Below are 17582 nucleotides of genomic sequence, written 5' to 3'. Positions count from 1 at the left end.
CTTGGCAGCGCCGTGTTTTGCCTATAAAACATATGTTGCCCAGGGATAACAGTCGCGTCAACGCCGTTTGTCATACTGGAGCATGTCGGACGCCCTGTGGCAACGCTGGTGTTGCAGCCAAGTACCGCGAACGACGCGGAAGCCGGGGGCGACCGAACAGGGACGCAGAAAGTTTTGCTGACAAAACACTTGTCGCACGGGAGAGAGGAAATGGACGTTTTCGGGTTTCGCGCCGCGCGCCGTCCGGTGCTGGTCAGCCTGCCCCATGTCGGCACGGCGCTGCCGGACGGATTCATCGGCCGGCTGGTGCCGGAGGCGCAGGGCCTGCCCGACACGGACTGGCACCTGCCGCGGCTCTACGACTTCCTGGAGGATCTCGGAGTCGGGGTGATCCAGGCGCGCTTCTCGCGCTACGTCGTCGACCTGAACCGCCCCAGCAACGACACGCCGCTCTACAGCGGCGCCACCACGGGCCTGTGCCCGACCACCCTGTTCGACGGGGCGCCGCTGTACCAGCCGGGCGCCGAACCGGACGCGGCGGAGGTGGCCGAACGGGTCACCCGCTACTGGGCGCCCTACCACGACGCCATCACCGCGGAGATGACCCGGCTGCGCGACCAATTCGGGCGGGCGGTGCTGTTCGACGCCCATTCCATCCGCTCCGTCGTGCCGCGGCTGTTCGAGGGGCGGCTGCCCGACCTGAACATCGGGACCAACGACGGGCGCAGCGCCGATCCCGTGCTGAGCGACCGGCTGGTCGCGGTCGGCGCGGATGCCGGAGCCGACGGCTTTACCCATGTCCTCAACGGGCGCTTCAAGGGCGGCCACATCACCCGCCATTTCGGGCGCCCGTCCGAGGGCTGGCACGCCGTGCAGCTCGAGATGGCGCAGGTGACCTACATGGAGGAGGATGCGCCCTTCGCCTTCGACGAGGCGCGCGCCGCGCGGATTCGTCCGCATCTCCGGCGCTTCATCGGGGCGATGGCCGAATGGGCTGAGGAGCGGGCGTGATGGAGGCGGCGATGGACAGCGTGATGGGGGACGGCATGAACGGACTGTTCTGCGAACGGGCGCTGCTGCCCGACGGCTGGGCCTCGAACGTAGCGCTGCGCTTCGACGCGCGGGGCACGCTGACGGCGGTGGAACGGGACGCCTCCGCAGAGGGCCTGCCCCAGGCCGCCGGGCCGGTGATCCCCGGCATGCCCAACCTGCACAGCCACGCCTTCCAGCGCGCCATGGCCGGGCTGACCGAATACGCCGGCGCGTCGGAGGACAGCTTCTGGACGTGGCGCGACGCCATGTACGGCTTCGTCCGCCGCATGACGCCGGAGGCGGCGGAGGCCGTCGCGGCGCTGCTCTACATGGAGATGGCGAAGCAGGGCTACACGGCGGTGGCGGAGTTCCACTACCTCCACCACAGTGCCGACGGGCGCCCCTACGCCGACCGGGCGGAGATGTCGCGCCGCATCCTGGCCGCCGCCGACACGGCCGGGATCGGCCTGACCCATCTGCCGGTGCTCTACGCCCACAGCGGCTTCGGCGGCAAGCCGCCGTCCGACGGGCAGAAGCGCTTCATCAACGACGTGGACGGGCTGCTGTCCATCGTCTCCGCCATGCAGAAGGCGATGGGCACGGAGCGGGCGGGCCGCCGCACCGGTCTCGCCCTGCATTCGCTGCGCGCGGTGACGCCGGAGGAGATGCGCGACGCGCTGGCCGGCCTCGACGCGCTCGACCCCGGCGCGCCCATCCACATCCACATCGCCGAGCAGACGGCGGAGGTGGACGACTGCGTCGCCTGGAGCGGCAAGCGCCCGGTGGAATGGCTTCTGGAAAACGCCCCGGTCGGGCCGCGCTGGTGCCTCGTCCACGCCACGCACGTGACCCCGGCCGAGGTGGACGGCATGGCGGCGAGTGGCGCGGTGGCCGGTCTCTGCCTGACGACCGAGGCCAATCTGGGAGACGGGCTGTTCCCCGCCATCCCCTTCCTGGCGCAGGACGGGCGGTTCGGCGTCGGGTCGGACAGCCACATCAGCGTGTCCGCGGCGGAGGAACTGCGGCTTCTGGAATACGGCCAGCGGCTGGTGCAGCGGCGGCGCAACGTGCTGCGCATCGGGGATTGCCCGTCCATCGGCGGCGGCCTCTACCGGGCGGCGGTGGCCGGCGGCGCGCAGGCATTGGGCCAGCCGGCGGCCGGCGGCGGGATTCAGGTGGGCCAGCCCGCCGACCTCGTCGTGCTTGACGCCAACAACCCGAAACTGCTTTCTCGGACCGACGACAGCCTTCTGGACGCCTATGTCTTCGCCAGCGACGGGCACGCCGTGCGCGACGTGGTCGCGGCGGGGCGGACCGTGGTGCGCGACGGCCGCCACGTCCGGGAGGACGCCATCCTGGCCGCCTACCAGCGCGCCATCGAGGGGTTGCGCCGGGACACATGAGCGAGACCGATCCGAACACCTACATCGCCCCGGCGCTGCAGCGCGGGCTGGCCATCCTGGAGCTGTTCACGCCGCAGCGCCGGACCCTGTCCCTGACCGACATCGCCAAGGCGCTGGGGATCGGGCGGGCCTCGGCCTACCGGCTGGTATTCACGCTGGAGCATCTCGGCTACATCGGACGGGTGGGGGACGGCAAGTCCTACCGCCTCGCGCCGCGGTCGATGCAGCTCGGCTATCATTACCTGTCGGGGCTGGACGGGATCGAGGTGGCGATCCCCTACATCGACGGGCTGCGCGACAGCACGCAGATCTCGGCCCACATGGCGGTGCGCGACGGGACGGAGATCGTCTACGTCTACCGCGCGCACTCGCACATGACGCTGTCCAGCAACATCGCGGTCGGCTACCGCCTGCCGGCCCACGCCACCGCGATGGGGCGGATGCTGCTGAGCGGCCTCACCGACGAGGCCGTCGCGCAGCTCTACACCGGCGTGCGGCTGGACCGCTACAGCGACACCACGGCGGTCACGCTGACATCGCTCATCCAGGAGGTGGCGGAGGACCGCAAGCGCGGCTGGACGATGAACCGCTCCTCTTTCGTGTCGGGGATCGTCGCCATTGCGGCGGCCATCCGCGACCACCGGGGTGAGGTCATCGCGGCCATCAACCTCTCCGGCCCCAGCGCCGTGATGGACCAGCCCGCCACGCTCGACCATCTGCGGACCAAGGTGGTGGAGACGGCGGACGCGATCTCGCACCAGCTTGGCTACCTGCCGCGCGGCTGAGCGGCAACTGCCCAATTGACCCTCGCCCCAGAGGGGAGAGGGGATGTCTTCTCCCGGGACGTAGAACACGGCATTCTGACCGGGTCGGAAGATTGCACGGGGAAGCCCTATGCGTGCGCATCGCAACGCCCTGCGGATCGCTCTTGTGGCGACGGTCGCATGGGGAGGCACCGCCCTCGCCGCAGAATCCGCCGGCCCCTCCTTCTCCTGCGCCACGGTGGAGAAGGGCAGCATCGAACAGATGGTCTGCACCGACGCCGGCCTGTCGGCGCTCGACCGCAAGCTGGCCGGCGTCTATGGCGAAGCCACGGGCAAGGCGGCGAACGAACACCCCCCGGTGCTGAAGGCGGAGCAGCGCGGCTGGATCAAGGGCCGGAACGACTGCTGGAAGGCCGACGACCGCCGCGCCTGCGTCGGGGAGCAGTACCGTCTGCGCATCGCCGAGCTTCAGGCCAGATACCGGCTGGTCCCCGCCATCGGCCCGGTCCGCTTCGCCTGCGACGGCCAGGCGGGCAACGAGCTGGCCGCCACCTTCTTTGAGACCGACCCACCGACGATGATCGCCGAGCGCGGCGACGCCGTATCGCTGATGGTCGGACAGCCGGCGGCGTCCGGCGCCCGCTACCAGGGCCGCAACGAGAGCTTTTGGGAGCATCAGGGCGAAGCGCGTGTGACCTGGGGCTACGGCGCTCCGGAGATGACCTGCCGGAAGGCGCCGTAACCCCTCAACCTAACTCCTCACGCGAGGTCCTTTAGCCGCGCGCCGCGACGCGGGCGAGGACGGCGCAGGCCCCCGGCCCGGTCTCCAGCGTGGCGGCGGTGTCGTCCAGACGGGCGGTCCAGCCCGGCGACACGCGCGCCACGCTGTCGCCGGTGCGCAGGATCACCTCGCCGGCCAGCGCATGGACCAGCGCCACGCCGCCGGCCGGGATGTCCGCGGCTTTGTCGGCCGGCAGGATGTCGAGCCGGGCGTCGGCCCGCTCGCGGTCGAAGATCAGGTTGAAGTCGCGGATCGGCCCGTCCAGCAGGGCGCAATCCACCGCTGCGTCGCCGGAGAAGCGGAAGGGGGCGGTGCGGTTGGTCACGGTCGCCGGGACGCCGTCCACGGTCAGCCGCATGCCGGCCCCCTCGACCACGGCGATCAACCGCTCGTAGCCGGTGAAGGCGGAGAAGGGGCCGGCCTCCGCCACGTCGGCGATGCTGACCCGCCACAGGAAGCGGCCGGCGGCGCCGGGCAGCTCCTGGAGGGCAATTTCGGTGGTCGTGCCGCCGCCGTTCTTCCAGGGCATGCGGCGGTAGCGGGCGGGGTCGAGAAGAGAAACAGCCATAAGAATCCTCGCGGGACGGGGGAGGGCGTCCGGCCCATCCCCCGTCCCTTGTCCTCGTGTGCGTGTCTGCGGCGCCGATGGGCGGTGCGTCAGGCGTCCCCGAGCGACTGGGTCAGGCCCCGGTGCTTGAGGAGTGCCTCGATGCGCGGCTCGCGTCCGCGGAAGGCGGTGTACAGCTCCATCGGGTCGCGGGTGTCGCCCGACGAATAGATCGTCTTCAGCTTCGCCGCAAGGTCCGGGTCGAAGGGGTTGCCGGTTTCCAGGAACGCCTCGAACCCGTCGGCGTCCAGCACCTCAGCCCACAGATAGGCGTAATAGCCCGCGGCGTAGCCGCTGCCGGCGAACAGATGCTGGAAATGGGTCGGGCGATGGCGCACGGCGATTTCCGCCGGCATGCCGATCTTGTCCAGCACCGACCGCTCGAAGGCGGCGACATCCGTGTCGGCGGCGTCGCTCCGGGTATGGAACTCCAGATCGAGCAGCGCTGCCGCGGTGTATTCCACCGTGCCGAAGCCCTGGTTGAAGTTGCGGGCGGCGAGCAGGCGGCGCAGCAGGTCCTGCGGGATCGGCTCCCCGGTCTGGTGATGGCGGGCGTAGGTGGACAGCGTCTCCGGAACCGCCAGCCAGTGCTCGTAGATTTGCGAGGGCAGCTCCACGAAGTCGCGGCGGACCGAGGTGCCGGACTGGCTCGGGTAGCGGACGTTGCTGAGGCAGCCGTGCAGGAAATGGCCGAACTCGTGGAACAGCGTCTCGGCGTCGTCGAAGCTGAGGAGCGTCGGTTCGCCCTTCGAGAAGTTGTTGTTGTTGACGATGATCGGCGACACCGCCCCGTCGAAATTCTCCTGGTCGCGGTAGCTGCTCATCCAGGCGCCGGAGCGCTTCGACGAGCGGGCGAAATTGTCGTGCAGGAAGAGGCCGACGTGCCGCCCGTCCTTTTCCGTCACCTCGTAGACACGGACGTCGGGATGGTAGACCGGCAAGTCGGGCCGCTCGGTGAAGGTCAGCCCGAACAGGCGCCCGGCGGTGTCGAAGGCCGCGCGCACCATGTTCTCCAGCACGAAGTAGGGCTTCACCTCCGCTTCGTCGATGTCGTACTTGGCCTGCCGGACCTTCTCCGCGTAGTAGCGCCAGTCCCAGGGGGCGATCGGCTCGTTCATGCCCTCCGCGCGGGCGCAGTCCTGAAGCTCTGCGCGCTCGGCGGCGGCCTTCTCCTTGGCCGGACCCCAGACCTGCAGCAGCAGCCGCTCGACGGCGGAGGTGTCCTTCGCCATGCTGTCGTCCAGCTTGAAGTCGGCGTAGCTGGCATAGCCCATCAGCTTCGCCTGCTCGGTGCGCAGCGCGACGATCTCGCGGATCAGCGGGCGGTTGTCGTGCTCGCCCTCATGCTCGCCGCGGCGGATCCAGGCCTCGTAGGCCACCTGACGCAGGTCGCGGCGGGCCGAGAAGGTCAGGAACGGCTCCACCGAGGAGCGGGCCAGCGTGATGACGTACTTGCCCTCCTGCCCGCGCTCCTTGGCGGCCTGGGCGGCGGCGTTGCGAGCGAAGTCGGGCAGGCCGGCGAGGTCGCTCTCCTCCAGCACGAGCTGCCAGTCCTTCTCGTCGTGCAGAACGTTCTGGCCGAACAGCGTGTGCAGCGTCGCCAGCCGCTCGGTGAGCGCGGTCATCCGCGCCTTGGCGTCCGGCGGCAGCAGCGCGCCGCTGCGCACGAATCCCAGATGCTGGCGCTCCAGCAGGCGCCGCTGGTCGGGGGCGAGGTCCAGCGTGCCGCGCCGCTCGTACAGGTCGGCGACGCGGGCGAACAGCGCCGGGTCCAGCGCGATGCGCATGGAATGCTGGGCGAATTTCGGCGCGTAATCGCGGGCGATGGTCTCCAGCGTGTCGGTGGTGTTGCTGGAGTTCAGGTTCCAGAACACGCCGCCGACCCGGTTCAGGAAGCGCCCGCTGCGCTCCATCGCCTCGATGGTGTTGGCGAAGGTCGGGGCGTCGGGGTTTCCGGTGATCGCCGCGATCTCCGCGATGTTCTCCGCCATGCCATGGTCGAAGGCGGGCGGAAAATGCTCGGCCTGGATGCGGTCGAAGGGCGGCAGGCCGAAGGGCGTGGTCCAGGTTTCGAAGAACGGGTTGCTCATCAAGGCCCCTTGCTGACCGGAAACGGAAGACATGCCGAACATGGTGCCGCAACCGGTCCGCCGCCACAACACGCCGGTCGCCGCAGGGCGCATCCCAGAGCGGCGAAAAAGGAAGGAGCCGCGGCGCAGAGCCAGGATAATAAGCCTTCAATTTCACGCTTGAACGACATTGGTCCGGTGCCATATCCAACCGAGACATAAAAAGGCTTCAAATCTCTCCTAAAGTTTGTTAGCCTCTTGTCAGTGGCGGCCAGGAATTGACCTCTTGAACGCGCTTCAGGAGCGCCATTCCGTGTGCGCATTTCCCTACAACCCCAGTCTGTTTCAGAGGTGACATCGGTATGCATGCATAGATAAATCTGTTTTCTTGTTCATATAGCCTTCAATTTCATGAGTCTTCGCTGTTTTTGCGTTTTCTCATGTCGCTTTACTTTCCCTGTGGTTGGCGGGAGGCGGTCGCGACGCGGCTGTCAAAATTTCTGGCGTGCGGGCGAAAGGCCCTGCCCCGTCTCTTATAAACATCTGATGCTGCCGACGATATGCAGTGGTGAGAACTCTTCGGGGGCCGTTCTCTTCAAAAAAAAAAAAATCCAGCGCTTATCCATTCCGTCCCTCGCTACCCACACCTGCCCTTGGCCAATGAAGGCTGCACGACGGACCGGTCCCTTTCGGGGTCCGGAACCACACGCATTTTGCCAAGAGCGGAGGCATCAGCGGATGACCGCGAAAATTGCCGTAAACGGCGTCACCCGGATTTTCGGGCGCCACCCACGTCAGGCGCTCGACCTGCTGAAGGCGGGTCTTTCCAAGGAAGAGATCTTTAAAAGAACCGGCCAGACCGTCGGCGTCCTCGACGCCAGTTTCGAGGTCGAGGCCGGTGAAATCTTCGTCATCATGGGCCTGTCGGGCTCCGGCAAATCGACGCTGGTCCGGATGCTCAACCGGCTGATCGACCCGACCGCGGGCGAGATCCGGATCGACGGGCGCGACATCACCAAGCTGTCGCGCGCCGAGCTGACCGAGCTGCGGCGGCGCGACCTGGGCATGGTGTTCCAGTCCTTCGCCCTGCTGCCGCACCTGCGGGTGTGGGAGAACGCCGCCTTCGGGCTGGAGATTGCCGGGGAAAGCCTGAAGGCGCGGCGCGACAAGGCGCAGCAGGCGCTGGACGCGGTCGGCCTCGGCGCCTACGCGGAGAGCTTCCCACGGGAGCTGTCGGGCGGCATGCAGCAGCGCGTCGGCCTGGCCCGCGCGCTCGCCAACGAGCCGTCCGTCCTGCTGATGGACGAAGCCTTCTCGGCCCTCGACCCGTTGATCCGGACCGAGATGCAGGACGAGCTGCTGCGCCTTCAGGCCGAACGGCAGCGCACCATCGTCTTCATCAGCCACGATCTGGACGAAGCGATCCGCATCGGCGACCGGCTGGCCATCATGGAAGGCGGCCAGATCATCCAGGTCGGGCGCCCGGACGAGATCCTCAAGCAGCCGGCCAACGACTACGTTCGCTCCTTCTTCCGCAACATCGACGTCACCAAGATCCTGACCGCGGGCGACATCGCCCGGCGCGATCAGGTGACGCTGATCCGCCACACCGGCGAAGGCCCGCGCGCCGCCGTCCGCCAGCTGCGCGAGCGCGACCGCGAGTTCGGCTATGTCCAGGACGGCCGCCGCCGCTTCCACGGTGTGGTGTCGGTGGAGACGCTGGTTACCGCCATCGAGCGGCACAACGGCTCCGCCACGCTGGACGAGGCGCTGCTTCCGGGCATCGAGCCGCTTCCCGTCGACCTGCCGATGGACGAGGTGCTGCCGCGCATCGCGTCGGCCCCGTGCCCGCTGCCGGTGGTGGACGGGCAGGGCGCCTATGTCGGGGCGATCTCCAAGACCGCCTATCTGGAAACTCTTGGACGGACGCGCTGACCATGGAGTTCAAACTACCCATCGGCGATTGGGCCGACACCGCCGTGATGTTCCTGCTGGACCACGCGCAATGGCTGTTCGACGGCATCGACCTCGTGGTCGGCGCGGTCGCCGACGGCGTCCAGGCCGCCCTGACCTCGCTGCCCGGCGTGGGGCTGGCCGCCATCGTGGTGCTGATCGGTCTGTGGCGGAATGGCTGGCGCTTCGCGCTGTTCGCCGCGGCCTCGCTGCTGGTCGTCGCCGGGCTGGGCATGTGGCACCAGACGGTGGACACGCTGGCCCTGGTGCTGACGGCGACCGCCATCGCCCTGACCATCGGCGTTCCGCTGGGCATCGTCGCCGCGCGCAACGACCGGGTGGAAACGGTGGTGCGTCCGGCGCTCGACCTGATGCAGACCATGCCGGCCTTCGTCTATCTGATCCCGGCGGCCATGCTGTTCGGTCTGGGCCGGGTGCCGGGGATCATCGCGACGATCATCTTCGCCATGCCGCCGGTCGTCCGCCTGACCAGCCTGGGCATCCGGCAGGTCCCGCACGAGCTGGTCGAGGCCGGCCTCGCCTTCGGCTGCACGCCGCGCCAGCTCCTCTTCAAGGTGCAGATGCCGACCGCGCTGCCGTCGATCATGGCGGGCATCAACCAGACCATCATGCTGTCGCTGTCGATGGTCGTCATCGCCTCGATGATCGGGGCGGGCGGCGTCGGCAACGAGGTGCTGCGCGGCATCCAGCGGCTGGACATCGGCCTCGGCGTCGAGGGCGGGCTGGCGGTGGTGATCCTGGCGATCCTGCTCGACCGCATCACCCAGAGTTTCGGAACCCCGGACGCGGGGGGACGCTCCCCCCGGTCCGCTTTGCGCTCCCTGCTGAGCCGCCGCCGCGCGGCGCAGCCGAGGGACGACGCGCACCTGTCTCCCACGCACGGAGTCACGGAAGCGGGATGAACCGCCATCCCCAAAACCATACAAAACAAAGGATTTTTTGCATGAGACGCACGTTTCTGAAGATGATGGCCCTCGGCGTCGCCGCCATGATCGGCAGCACCGCCCTGTCCTCCGCGAGCCTCGCTGCCGAGGACAGGAAGCCGGTCCGCATCGGCTGGACCGCCTGGTCCGACGCCGAGGCGGTGACCAAGCTCGCCCAGCGCCTCATCCAGGAACGGCTGGATCAGCCGGTCGAGCTGGTGCTTGCCGACATCGGCCTGCAGTATCAAGGGCTCGCCAAGGGCGACCTCGACTTCATGATGATGTCCTGGCTGCCGACCACCCACGCCTCCTATCTGGACAAGGTGGGCAAGGACATCGTGCCGCTGGGCATGCTCTACACCCGCGCCCGCCTGGGCTGGGCCGTGCCGGACTATGTGCCGGAGGATCAGGTGAAGACCATCGCCGACCTCGCCAAGCCGGAAATCCGCGAGAAGCTGAAGGGCAAGATCCAGGGCATCGACCCCGGTTCGGGCCTGATGCAGGCGTCGGAGAAGGCGCTGAAGGACTACGGCCTCAACGACTACGAGCTGGTTTCGGCCAGCGGCGCCGCGATGACCGCCGCGCTCGGTCGCGCCGATCGGCGCGAGGACTGGATCGCCGTCACCGCCTGGAGCCCCCACTGGATGTTCGCCAAGTGGAAGCTGCGCTATCTGGAGGACCCGAAGGGCTCTCTGGGCGGGCTGGAGCGCGTCCACGTCATGGCCCGCAAGAGCTTCTACCAGGATCACCCCAAGGTCGCCGAGTTCCTGACCCGGATGTACCTGCCGCTGGAGGATCTGGAGAAGATCATGCTGGAGGCCGACGCCACCTCCTATGAGAAGGCGATCGACACCTACATCGCCAACAACAAGCAGCGCGTGGACTATTGGGTGACCGGCGAGATGCCTGCCTCCTGACGAGGCCGGGACAGGCCCGAGGCACTGCCCTTACTCTCACAAGGGTCCGGACAATGCCTCGATGCTGTCCTTCAGCACGCCTTCCAGGCTTCCGGCCAGGGCCAGGGCCTCGTCGGGCGGGGCTCTTTCCAGCGCCAGCGCAAGGTCGCCCAGCCGCTTCGCCCCCATGTTCCAGGACAGCCCCTTGAGCGTGTGGGCGGCGCGGCGGTGCTCGTCACCGGCGGCCAGAGCGGCGCTGATCTGCGCCACCTGCTCCCGCGCGGTGCGGGAAAAGCCCTCCAAGGCCTCGGACCAGAACTCCGGACCGAGTGCCTCGGCCACGCTGTCCACCTGTTCTCGGTCCAGCAACTCCGCCACCGGAGCGCTTTCCTGAACCGCCTCGTCAACCGGCTCGTCAACCGCCTTGCCAGCCGAACTGTCGATGACCGCGCGGATCGCCGCGTCGAGCGCCGCCGGACGCAAGGGCTTCGGCACGAACCCGTTCATGCCCGACGCCATGCATTCCGGAAGCGAACTGCCCGAGGCGTGGGCGGTCAGCGCGATCACCGGCACCCCGTTGCGCGGCGCCGGCAAGGCGCGGATCAGGCGGGTGGCGGTCAGCCCGTCCATTCCCGGCATCTGGATGTCCATAAGAACCACGTCGAAGGGCTCCTCCGCCCGTTCCACGCTGCGCACCGCCTCGTCCCCATCCACGGCGGTGACAACGCTGTGCCCGCCGCGCACCAGCAACCCGCGCACGATGTCGCGGTTCACCGCGTTGTCGTCCACCGCCAGGACCCGCAAAGGGGGCAGGGGGGCGGCCGGCGGTGCCTCCGCGGCGTGGCGCAGCGCCGCCGGATCGCCCAGCGCGCAGGCGACCGAGAATTGGAACAGGCTTCCCTTGCCCGGCACGCTGGAGACGGAAATCGTCCCGCCGAGCAGCCCGCACAGTTCCTTGCAGATCGCCAGCCCCAGACCGGTGCCGCCGTAGCGGCGGGTGATGGAACTGTCGGCCTGGGTGAAGCGGTCGAACAGCGACGGGATGGACTCGGCGGCGATGCCGATGCCGCTGTCCTCCACCTCGAACTGCAGGAGGAAGCGCCCGTCCGGCAGGTCGGCGCCGCGGCGGGCGCGCACGGCCACATGGCCGGTACCGGTGAACTTCACCGCGTTGCCGACCAGATTGAACAGGATCTGCCGCAGGCGGGCCGGATCGGTGACCACCGCCTCCGGCACGCCAGGCAGCATGTGGCAGGACAGGGTCAGCCCCTTGTCCGTCGCCGACGGATTGAACACCGCCATCACCGCCTCCGCGAGGTCGGCGGGCGCGCAGGTCTCCTCCTCGATGGCGATCCGCCCGGCCTCCAGCTTTGAGAAGTCCAGGATGTCGTCGAGCAGCCGCAGCAGGCTTTCCGCCGAACGGCGGGCGACGCCGGCCAGACGCCGCTCCTCCGGTTTCAGCCCATCGTCGTCCAGCAGGGTCAGCGTGCCCAGGACGCCGTTCATCGGCGTGCGGATCTCGTGGCTGATGGTCGCCAGAAACTCGCTCTTCATCCGGTTGGCGTGTTCGGCGCTGTCGCGGGCGCGGCGCAGGTCGGCCTCGATCTGCTTGGCCTTGGACAGGTCGTGGAAGACGCCGATGAAATGCTCCCGCCCGCCGCCGCGCCAGCTCGACAGGGCGATCTCGGTTGGCACCAGCGTGCCGTCGGCGCGCCGGACCGGCACCTCGCGGATCATGCCGCTCGGGCTGCCGCGGCCGCTGGACTGGTAATCCCGGAACAGGCGGTCATGGCTGCCGGCGTGCCCGCCCGGCATCAGGGCCGTGACGTTCCGCCCGATCATCTCCGCCTCCCGGAAGCCGAAGAGGGCCTCCGCCGCCGGGTTGAAGCCGGTGATCACGGCATTCTGGTCGGTGACGACGATGGGCTGGCCGACCGCGGCGAACATGGCGCGGTAGCGCCGCTCGCTGTCGCTCAGCGACCGTTCCGCCCGCCGCCGTTCCGTCACGTCGGAGCCGGAGCCGCGGTAACCGGCGAAGGCGCCCTGGTCGTCGAAGACGGGCTTGCCGCTGAGCGACCAGATGCGGGTGTCGCCGTCCGGTCCGCGGACCGCGAATTCGAAATCGCGGAAGGGCTGCCGGTCCTCCAGGGTGCGGCGGTGTTCCTCCCAATGGACGCCGTCGCCGGCTTCGCGCTGGGCGATGTCCTCGCAGCGCCGACCGCGGTACAGCTCCGGATCGCGGATCGAGCCGGCGTAGGCGCCGGACACGCCGGCAAAGCACAGATCGGCGTCCATCTCCCAGAACCAGTCGGACGCCGTCTCCGCGATGTCGCGCAGCTTCGTCTTGCTGGCGCGCAGATGCCGAGCCGCCTCGTCCAGCGTGGCATGGGATCGCTCCTGGGCGCGGCTCTGCCACGTCACCAACGCGGCCAGGACGAACAGCAGGGCGGTGGTCAGGCTGGCCCCGACGGAGTAGGCGCGCTGCCGCGCCCAGGTTTCGGCCATGAACTCCGCCTCGCCGAAGCCCGCGCTGACGATCAGCGGGTAGTGCGGAAGGCTGCGGAAGCTGGTCAGGCGGGCCACCCCGTCGACGGGACTGACCGAACGCAGGAAGCCTTGCGTTTTCTCCTGCGCCTGCCGGAGGATTGGCGACATGCCGAGGGCCAATCCGATGATGCGGTCGTCCATAACGCTGCGCGCGCGCAGGATGCCGTCGCGGCCGATGATGGAGATGACTCCGTCATGGCCGACATCCAGATTGTCGAAGGTGCGCCCGAAATAGAAGGGGTCGAGCGAGGCGACGATTATCCCGCCGAACCCACCGTCCGGGGCGTCGACCTTGCGGCTGAGCTGGATCGACCATTTGCCCGACGCCCGCCCGAAGACCGGCCGGCTGATGAACAGCCCGTCGACCGTACTCTCCTTGTGCACGCGGAAATGCTCGCGGTCGGCCAGATTCACCCGGGCCGGGGCGTTATCCACGCTGGTCTGGATCAGGTCGCCTTTGCCATCCGCGTAGGCGAGCTGGAGCAGCAGGTCCGAATCCAGCGTCGCATTCCGCATCACGTCGCGCAGCAGCGGGCTCTGGCTGCCCAGCCGGTACAGATCATAGCCGATGAAGGACAGGATGCGGTCGGTCCCGGCGATGGCCCGTGTGGTCTGTTCCGCGATGATGTGCGCCAGGTTGCCGGTGTCGCGCTCGGCCCGCTGGAGCGCGTCGCGCTGGTCGCGCTCCGCCAGGTAGAGAGCCGCGGTCCAGGCCGCCGCGGTCAGCAGGAGCGTGGCCATCCACACCCCGGAGACCAGCGCTCTGGACCGGAACGCATAGGCGCGGTGGCCGTGCTCGGGCAGGGGAAGGGAAACGGGGGTATCCGGCATCGCACCCTCCCGTCTAGCGGAACGCGGCGCCGTCCGTCCCGGTGAAATCCGGGTCGGGATGGGCGTCGTGGATGGCAAGGATGGACGTCCAGGCGCGCAGGAAGGCGTCGACGCAGGCCGGGTCGAAATGGGTGCCGCTGTGCTCGACGATGTAGGCCTTCGCGGTATCGAGCAGCCAGGGCGTCTTGTAAGGGCGGGCGGTGGTCAGCGCGTCGAACACGTCGGCGATGGCGACGATGCGACAGGCCAGCGGAATCTCTTCCCCCCGCAGGCCCTTGGGATAGCCGGTGCCGTCGTACTTCTCGTGATGGCCGAGCGCGATCTCCGCGGCCTCGCAGATGAGCGGATGCTCGCTGCCCTGGAGAACGGCGTGGCCGATCGCCGGATGCTCGCGCATCACCCGCATTTCGCTGCCGGTTAGCCGGCCGGGCTTCAGCAGGATGGCGTCGGGAATGCCGATCTTGCCGATGTCGTGCATCGGCGCGGCCTCGGCCAGCCGGGCGCAGTCATTCGGGTCGAGCCCGAGGCTTTCGGCGATGACGCGCGAGTAGCTGGCCATCCGTTCGATGTGCAGGCCGGTTTCCGGATCGCGGTACTCGGCGGCACGGGCGAGGCGGGCCACCAGCTCCTGCGCCTGCTGGCGGAGCTGGGCAGTCGCCTCCTCCACCCGGCTGCGCAGGACGGCGGCCTGATCGCGCATCATCCGCTGGCCCAGCCGCAGGCGCAGAAGGTTCTGCGCACGGGCGAGCAGCTCCGGCACGATGATGGGTTTGGTCAGGAAATCGGTGCAGCCGCTTTCAAGGGCGGCCACCCGCAGCTTCACCGACGTGTCGGCGGTGATCATCACCACCGGAACGTCAGCGAGATGTCGCTGGTCGCGGATGCGCTCCAGCACGTCCATGCCGTCGAGGTCCGGCATGACATGGTCGATCAGGATCAGGTCGGGCGTGTTAGCGGCCAGCCAATCCAGAGCCTCCAGCGGACTGCCCATGCCGACGGGCTCCGCGTCGTCGATCCGCCGGATGACCGCGCTGGTGATGAACAGCGTGGAAGGATCGTCATCGACGATTACAACCTGCATTTTTGCGCCCGTCTCAAATCACCATTTCGGGTATCATTAGAAAATGATACACGGCAAAATCTTAACGAATCTTGCTAAAATTGGATATATGAGGGCGAAAAAGTCGCGGCCGGACAGTCCGGCCGCGTGCAGGGGACCTGTGGTGTCGGGTGCGCCTCAGCGGGCGGCGGTCAGACCGCCGTTGGTCGCAGCGCCCGGACGGCTGAAGGCCGCGGCCAGACGGCGGAACAGGCTGCGCAGGTAGGCGGCCCGCAGGGCTTCCGCCTGGCGGCGGATGTTGCGCAGTTCCGTGGACGACAGGGGGTTCGCAAAGTTGTCGGCGTTCATGGCTGTCCTCATGGCGGCATCAAGGGCCGCGGTTCGATGGGAATGTCTCTGGCGGTGCCGCTCGGGCGCCGGGGTCGGCGGCTGGCCGTGGAAGGGGCCTGCGCGATGCCGGCGGAGGGGCGGTGCTGCCTGCCTGGATATATTGACACCACCACCCCGAAAGACGACGCGCCGATAACGCATGGCTTCTATTACTATGATGCAGCGCACAACCAAGAATAAAAGGGAGCATCATCACTCAAGAACACAAGTCTTCGCAGCGCTGTTAAAAGACTTCATCGCAGCGCTGTGACAGTGGAGACTTCCGCAGCGCTGCGAAGCGCGGATTTCCTGCCTTCGCGGCCTGACAGGAACGCACCGGACTGGATGATCGCCGAGGACGGGTTGACCGCACTCCACCGCCGCGGCAGGGTCGAGACCCGCCCCTCGAAGGAAGGGGATTCCGTCGAAGGGGAACCCGCATGCTTCGCCCAGCGCTGCTCGCCCTTGCTCTCCTGGCGCTGCCGACCGCCACCGCCGCAGCGGCGGGCTTTCCCTGCTCCAAGGCCGCCACCCCGACGGAAAAGGCCATCTGCGCCGATCCGGCGCTCTCCGCTCTGGACGAGCGGCTGGCCGCGACCTACCGCGCCGCCCTGGAGCGGCTGTCGGGCGCCAGCCCGGAGGAGGGCACCGCCGGTGCCGCCGTGAAGGCCGACCAGCGGGCGTGGCTGCGCGAGCGCGACTCCTGCGGCGCCGACGCGGCCTGCCTGCGCCGCGCTTATGACGGGCGGGTGGTGGTCCTGTCCTTCCGCACCGATCCGGTCACACCGCCGTCGCCCGTCGGTCGCTATGTCGGCCGCTTCGACCATCAGGGGTTCATGGGTATCGCCGCCATCGCCCTGCGCAACGGGACCATCGCCGTCAGCGTCAGCGGCGCCGAACCCACGGCGGGACGCTGGGTGTGCGACTTTTCCGGCATCGGGCGGCTGGACGACCAGGGACGGCTGACGGTCGGCACCCCCGACGCGGAGGGCGGCGGCCTGATCCTGGTCGCCGAGGAGGAAGGCGAGGTCATCATCCCCGACCTGGAGCCCAACCGCGCCGCCAGCGGCTACTGGTGCGGCCACAACGGCAGCTTCATCTGGACCTACCGGCGCGCTCCCTGATCCGCGCCGCCTTGCGAAGCGCGTGCCGCGACGCCATTCCGACGATGCATTGCGCACAATTCAATTGCGCATAGTCAATCATATTGCGCGCAATTCAATTGTGCGTGATAGTCCTTCTCGACAACAAGCGGCAACCCGCTTCCCCGATCGAAACGATCCATCTGTTCGAAGGAGTGCACGCAATGAAGATTCTCTACACGACCAAGGCGACGGCCACCGGCGGGCGTGACGGCAAGGCGGAGACCGACGACGGCCTGCTGTCGGTGGCGCTGGCCGCCCCGAAGGAGCTGGGCGGCAAGGGCGGCGCCACCAACCCCGAGCAGCTTTTCGCCGCCGGCTATTCGGCCTGCTTCCTCGGCGCCATGAAGTTCGTCGGCAACCGCGACAAGATCACCGTTCCCGCGGACGTGACGGTGACCGCTCAGGTCGGCATCGGCCCGCGCGACGACGGCGAGGGCTTCGGCATCGCGGTGGACCTCACCGTGTCGCTGCCCGGCCTGGACAAGGCGGCGGCCGAGGATCTGGTGGCCCGCGCCCACAAGGTCTGCCCTTACAGTCACGCGACCAAGGGCAACATCACGGTGAACACGGCCATCGCTTAAAGGGCGCGTCACCAGGCACATAACAGGGTTTCATGCTCGCGGGCGTGTTGCGTGCCATATCCCCATGCGCTATGGGGTCGCGCGCAACAAGCCCGCGACGCGTCCCTGGCTGGGAACTCCCGAACGATGAGCACCGAGAACGACAACCCGCTGCTTCTGGCCAACCAAGCCTGCTTCGCCCTCTATTCGGCGAATCTGGCGATGACGCGGGTGTACCGCCCGCTGCTGGAGGCGCTGGAGCTGACCTACCCGCAGTATCTGGTCATGCTCCTCCTCTGGGAACAGGACGGCCAGACCATGAAGGCGCTGGGGGAACGGCTGCTGCTCGACAGCGGCACGCTGACCCCGCTGCTGAAACGGCTGGAAGGGCAGGGGCTGGTCACCCGCAGGCGCGACCCGGCGGACGAGCGTCTGGTGCGCATCCACCTGACTCCGCAAGGCACCGCGCTACGGGACCGGGCGACGGCGCTGCCGGAGCACATCGCGGCGGCGGCGAACTGTCCGCTGCCCGACCTCGCCGGTCTGCGCGACGCCCTCCTGAGCTTGCGCGACTCACTGAACGCCGCCGCCGACCGGGATTGAACCCGGCCGCGGGGGCTC

The 17582-nt window shown here is 68.4% G+C and carries 15 protein-coding genes; 10 read left to right on the top strand and 5 right to left on the bottom strand.

All coding sequences use genetic code 11. The features are described 5' to 3' along the window. The first annotated feature begins 210 nt into the window (after window positions 1–210). The 4 genes from hutG to ACWPXE_RS00475 all read left to right on the top strand — a co-directional run bounded on the left by hutG (window position 211) and on the right by ACWPXE_RS00475 (window position 3941). Window positions 211–1011: an N-formylglutamate deformylase gene (hutG, locus tag ACWPXE_RS00490; protein WP_454016222.1), complete on the top strand. Its 801-nt coding sequence runs from the start codon at window positions 211–213 to the stop codon at window positions 1009–1011. After that, window positions 1011–2435 (top strand): formimidoylglutamate deiminase, encoded by a 1425-nt coding sequence (locus ACWPXE_RS00485; RefSeq protein ID WP_454016221.1) that lies wholly within the window; start codon window positions 1011–1013, stop codon window positions 2433–2435. The genes hutG and ACWPXE_RS00485 overlap by 1 nt, the downstream gene beginning before the upstream one ends. After that, a complete protein-coding gene (locus ACWPXE_RS00480; RefSeq protein ID WP_454016220.1) occupies window positions 2432–3220 on the top strand; it encodes an IclR family transcriptional regulator in 789 nt (262 codons plus the stop codon). The genes ACWPXE_RS00485 and ACWPXE_RS00480 overlap by 4 nt, the downstream gene beginning before the upstream one ends. A gap of 109 nt (window positions 3221–3329) precedes the next feature. Further along, on the top strand, window positions 3330–3941 hold the full coding sequence (locus ACWPXE_RS00475; RefSeq protein WP_454016219.1) for an MliC family protein: 612 nt from the start codon (window positions 3330–3332) through the stop codon (window positions 3939–3941). Between the two features lie 31 nt (window positions 3942–3972). Here ACWPXE_RS00475 and ACWPXE_RS00470 read toward each other — a convergent pair whose 3' ends face one another. Both ACWPXE_RS00470 and ACWPXE_RS00465 read right to left on the bottom strand, forming a co-directional pair. Then, the gene (locus ACWPXE_RS00470; protein ID WP_454016218.1) at window positions 3973–4548 is read right to left on the bottom strand and encodes a HutD/Ves family protein; all 576 of its coding nucleotides are present in this window, start codon (window positions 4546–4548) and stop codon (window positions 3973–3975) included. Window positions 4549–4637: 89 nt separating this feature from the next. Then, window positions 4638–6677, bottom strand: coding sequence for a M3 family metallopeptidase (locus tag ACWPXE_RS00465; protein WP_454016217.1), 2040 nt, complete (start codon window positions 6675–6677; stop codon window positions 4638–4640). Window positions 6678–7394: 717 nt separating this feature from the next. Here ACWPXE_RS00465 and proV point away from each other — a divergent pair. Genes proV through ACWPXE_RS00450 form a run of 3 tightly spaced genes read left to right on the top strand, consistent with a single transcriptional unit; the run spans window position 7395 to window position 10470 of the window. Next, complete coding sequence (gene proV / locus ACWPXE_RS00460) at window positions 7395–8591, top strand: glycine betaine/L-proline ABC transporter ATP-binding protein ProV (RefSeq protein WP_014241964.1); 1197 nt, start codon at window positions 7395–7397, stop codon at window positions 8589–8591. Between the two features lie 2 nt (window positions 8592–8593). Beyond that, the gene (locus tag ACWPXE_RS00455) at window positions 8594–9532 is read left to right on the top strand and encodes an ABC transporter permease (RefSeq protein WP_454016216.1); all 939 of its coding nucleotides are present in this window, start codon (window positions 8594–8596) and stop codon (window positions 9530–9532) included. A 41-nt stretch (window positions 9533–9573) separates the two neighbouring features. Then, entirely contained in the window at window positions 9574–10470 is an 897-nt protein-coding gene (locus ACWPXE_RS00450) for a glycine betaine ABC transporter substrate-binding protein (RefSeq protein ID WP_454016215.1), read from the top strand. A gap of 36 nt (window positions 10471–10506) precedes the next feature. On the opposite strand, the gene ACWPXE_RS00445 is transcribed toward ACWPXE_RS00450, so the two are convergent. From ACWPXE_RS00445 to ACWPXE_RS00435, 3 genes are all read right to left on the bottom strand, one after another. Further along, window positions 10507–13827, bottom strand: coding sequence for a PAS domain S-box protein (locus ACWPXE_RS00445; protein WP_454016214.1), 3321 nt, complete (start codon window positions 13825–13827; stop codon window positions 10507–10509). A gap of 13 nt (window positions 13828–13840) precedes the next feature. Next, on the bottom strand, window positions 13841–14908 hold the full coding sequence (locus ACWPXE_RS00440; protein WP_454016213.1) for an HD domain-containing phosphohydrolase: 1068 nt from the start codon (window positions 14906–14908) through the stop codon (window positions 13841–13843). A gap of 156 nt (window positions 14909–15064) precedes the next feature. Then, window positions 15065–15235 (bottom strand): RSP_7527 family protein, encoded by a 171-nt coding sequence (locus ACWPXE_RS00435; RefSeq protein ID WP_237907406.1) that lies wholly within the window; start codon window positions 15233–15235, stop codon window positions 15065–15067. 461 nt (window positions 15236–15696) lie between these two features. On the opposite strand from ACWPXE_RS00435, the gene ACWPXE_RS00430 reads away from it, so the two are divergent. The 3 genes from ACWPXE_RS00430 (at window position 15697) to ACWPXE_RS00420 (ending at window position 17564) form a co-directional block, all read left to right on the top strand. Then, a complete protein-coding gene (locus tag ACWPXE_RS00430) occupies window positions 15697–16380 on the top strand; it encodes a lysozyme inhibitor LprI family protein (RefSeq protein WP_454016212.1) in 684 nt (227 codons plus the stop codon). 182 nt (window positions 16381–16562) lie between these two features. After that, window positions 16563–16982: an organic hydroperoxide resistance protein gene (locus ACWPXE_RS00425; RefSeq protein WP_237907404.1), complete on the top strand. Its 420-nt coding sequence runs from the start codon at window positions 16563–16565 to the stop codon at window positions 16980–16982. 126 nt (window positions 16983–17108) lie between these two features. Further along, window positions 17109–17564, top strand: coding sequence for a MarR family winged helix-turn-helix transcriptional regulator (locus ACWPXE_RS00420; protein WP_454016211.1), 456 nt, complete (start codon window positions 17109–17111; stop codon window positions 17562–17564). The last annotated feature ends 18 nt before the right edge of the window (window positions 17565–17582 follow it).

The sequence above is a fragment of the Azospirillum sp. Marseille-Q6669 genome (assembly GCF_965111635.1).
This window is presented reverse-complemented; position numbering and strand designations above follow the sequence as displayed.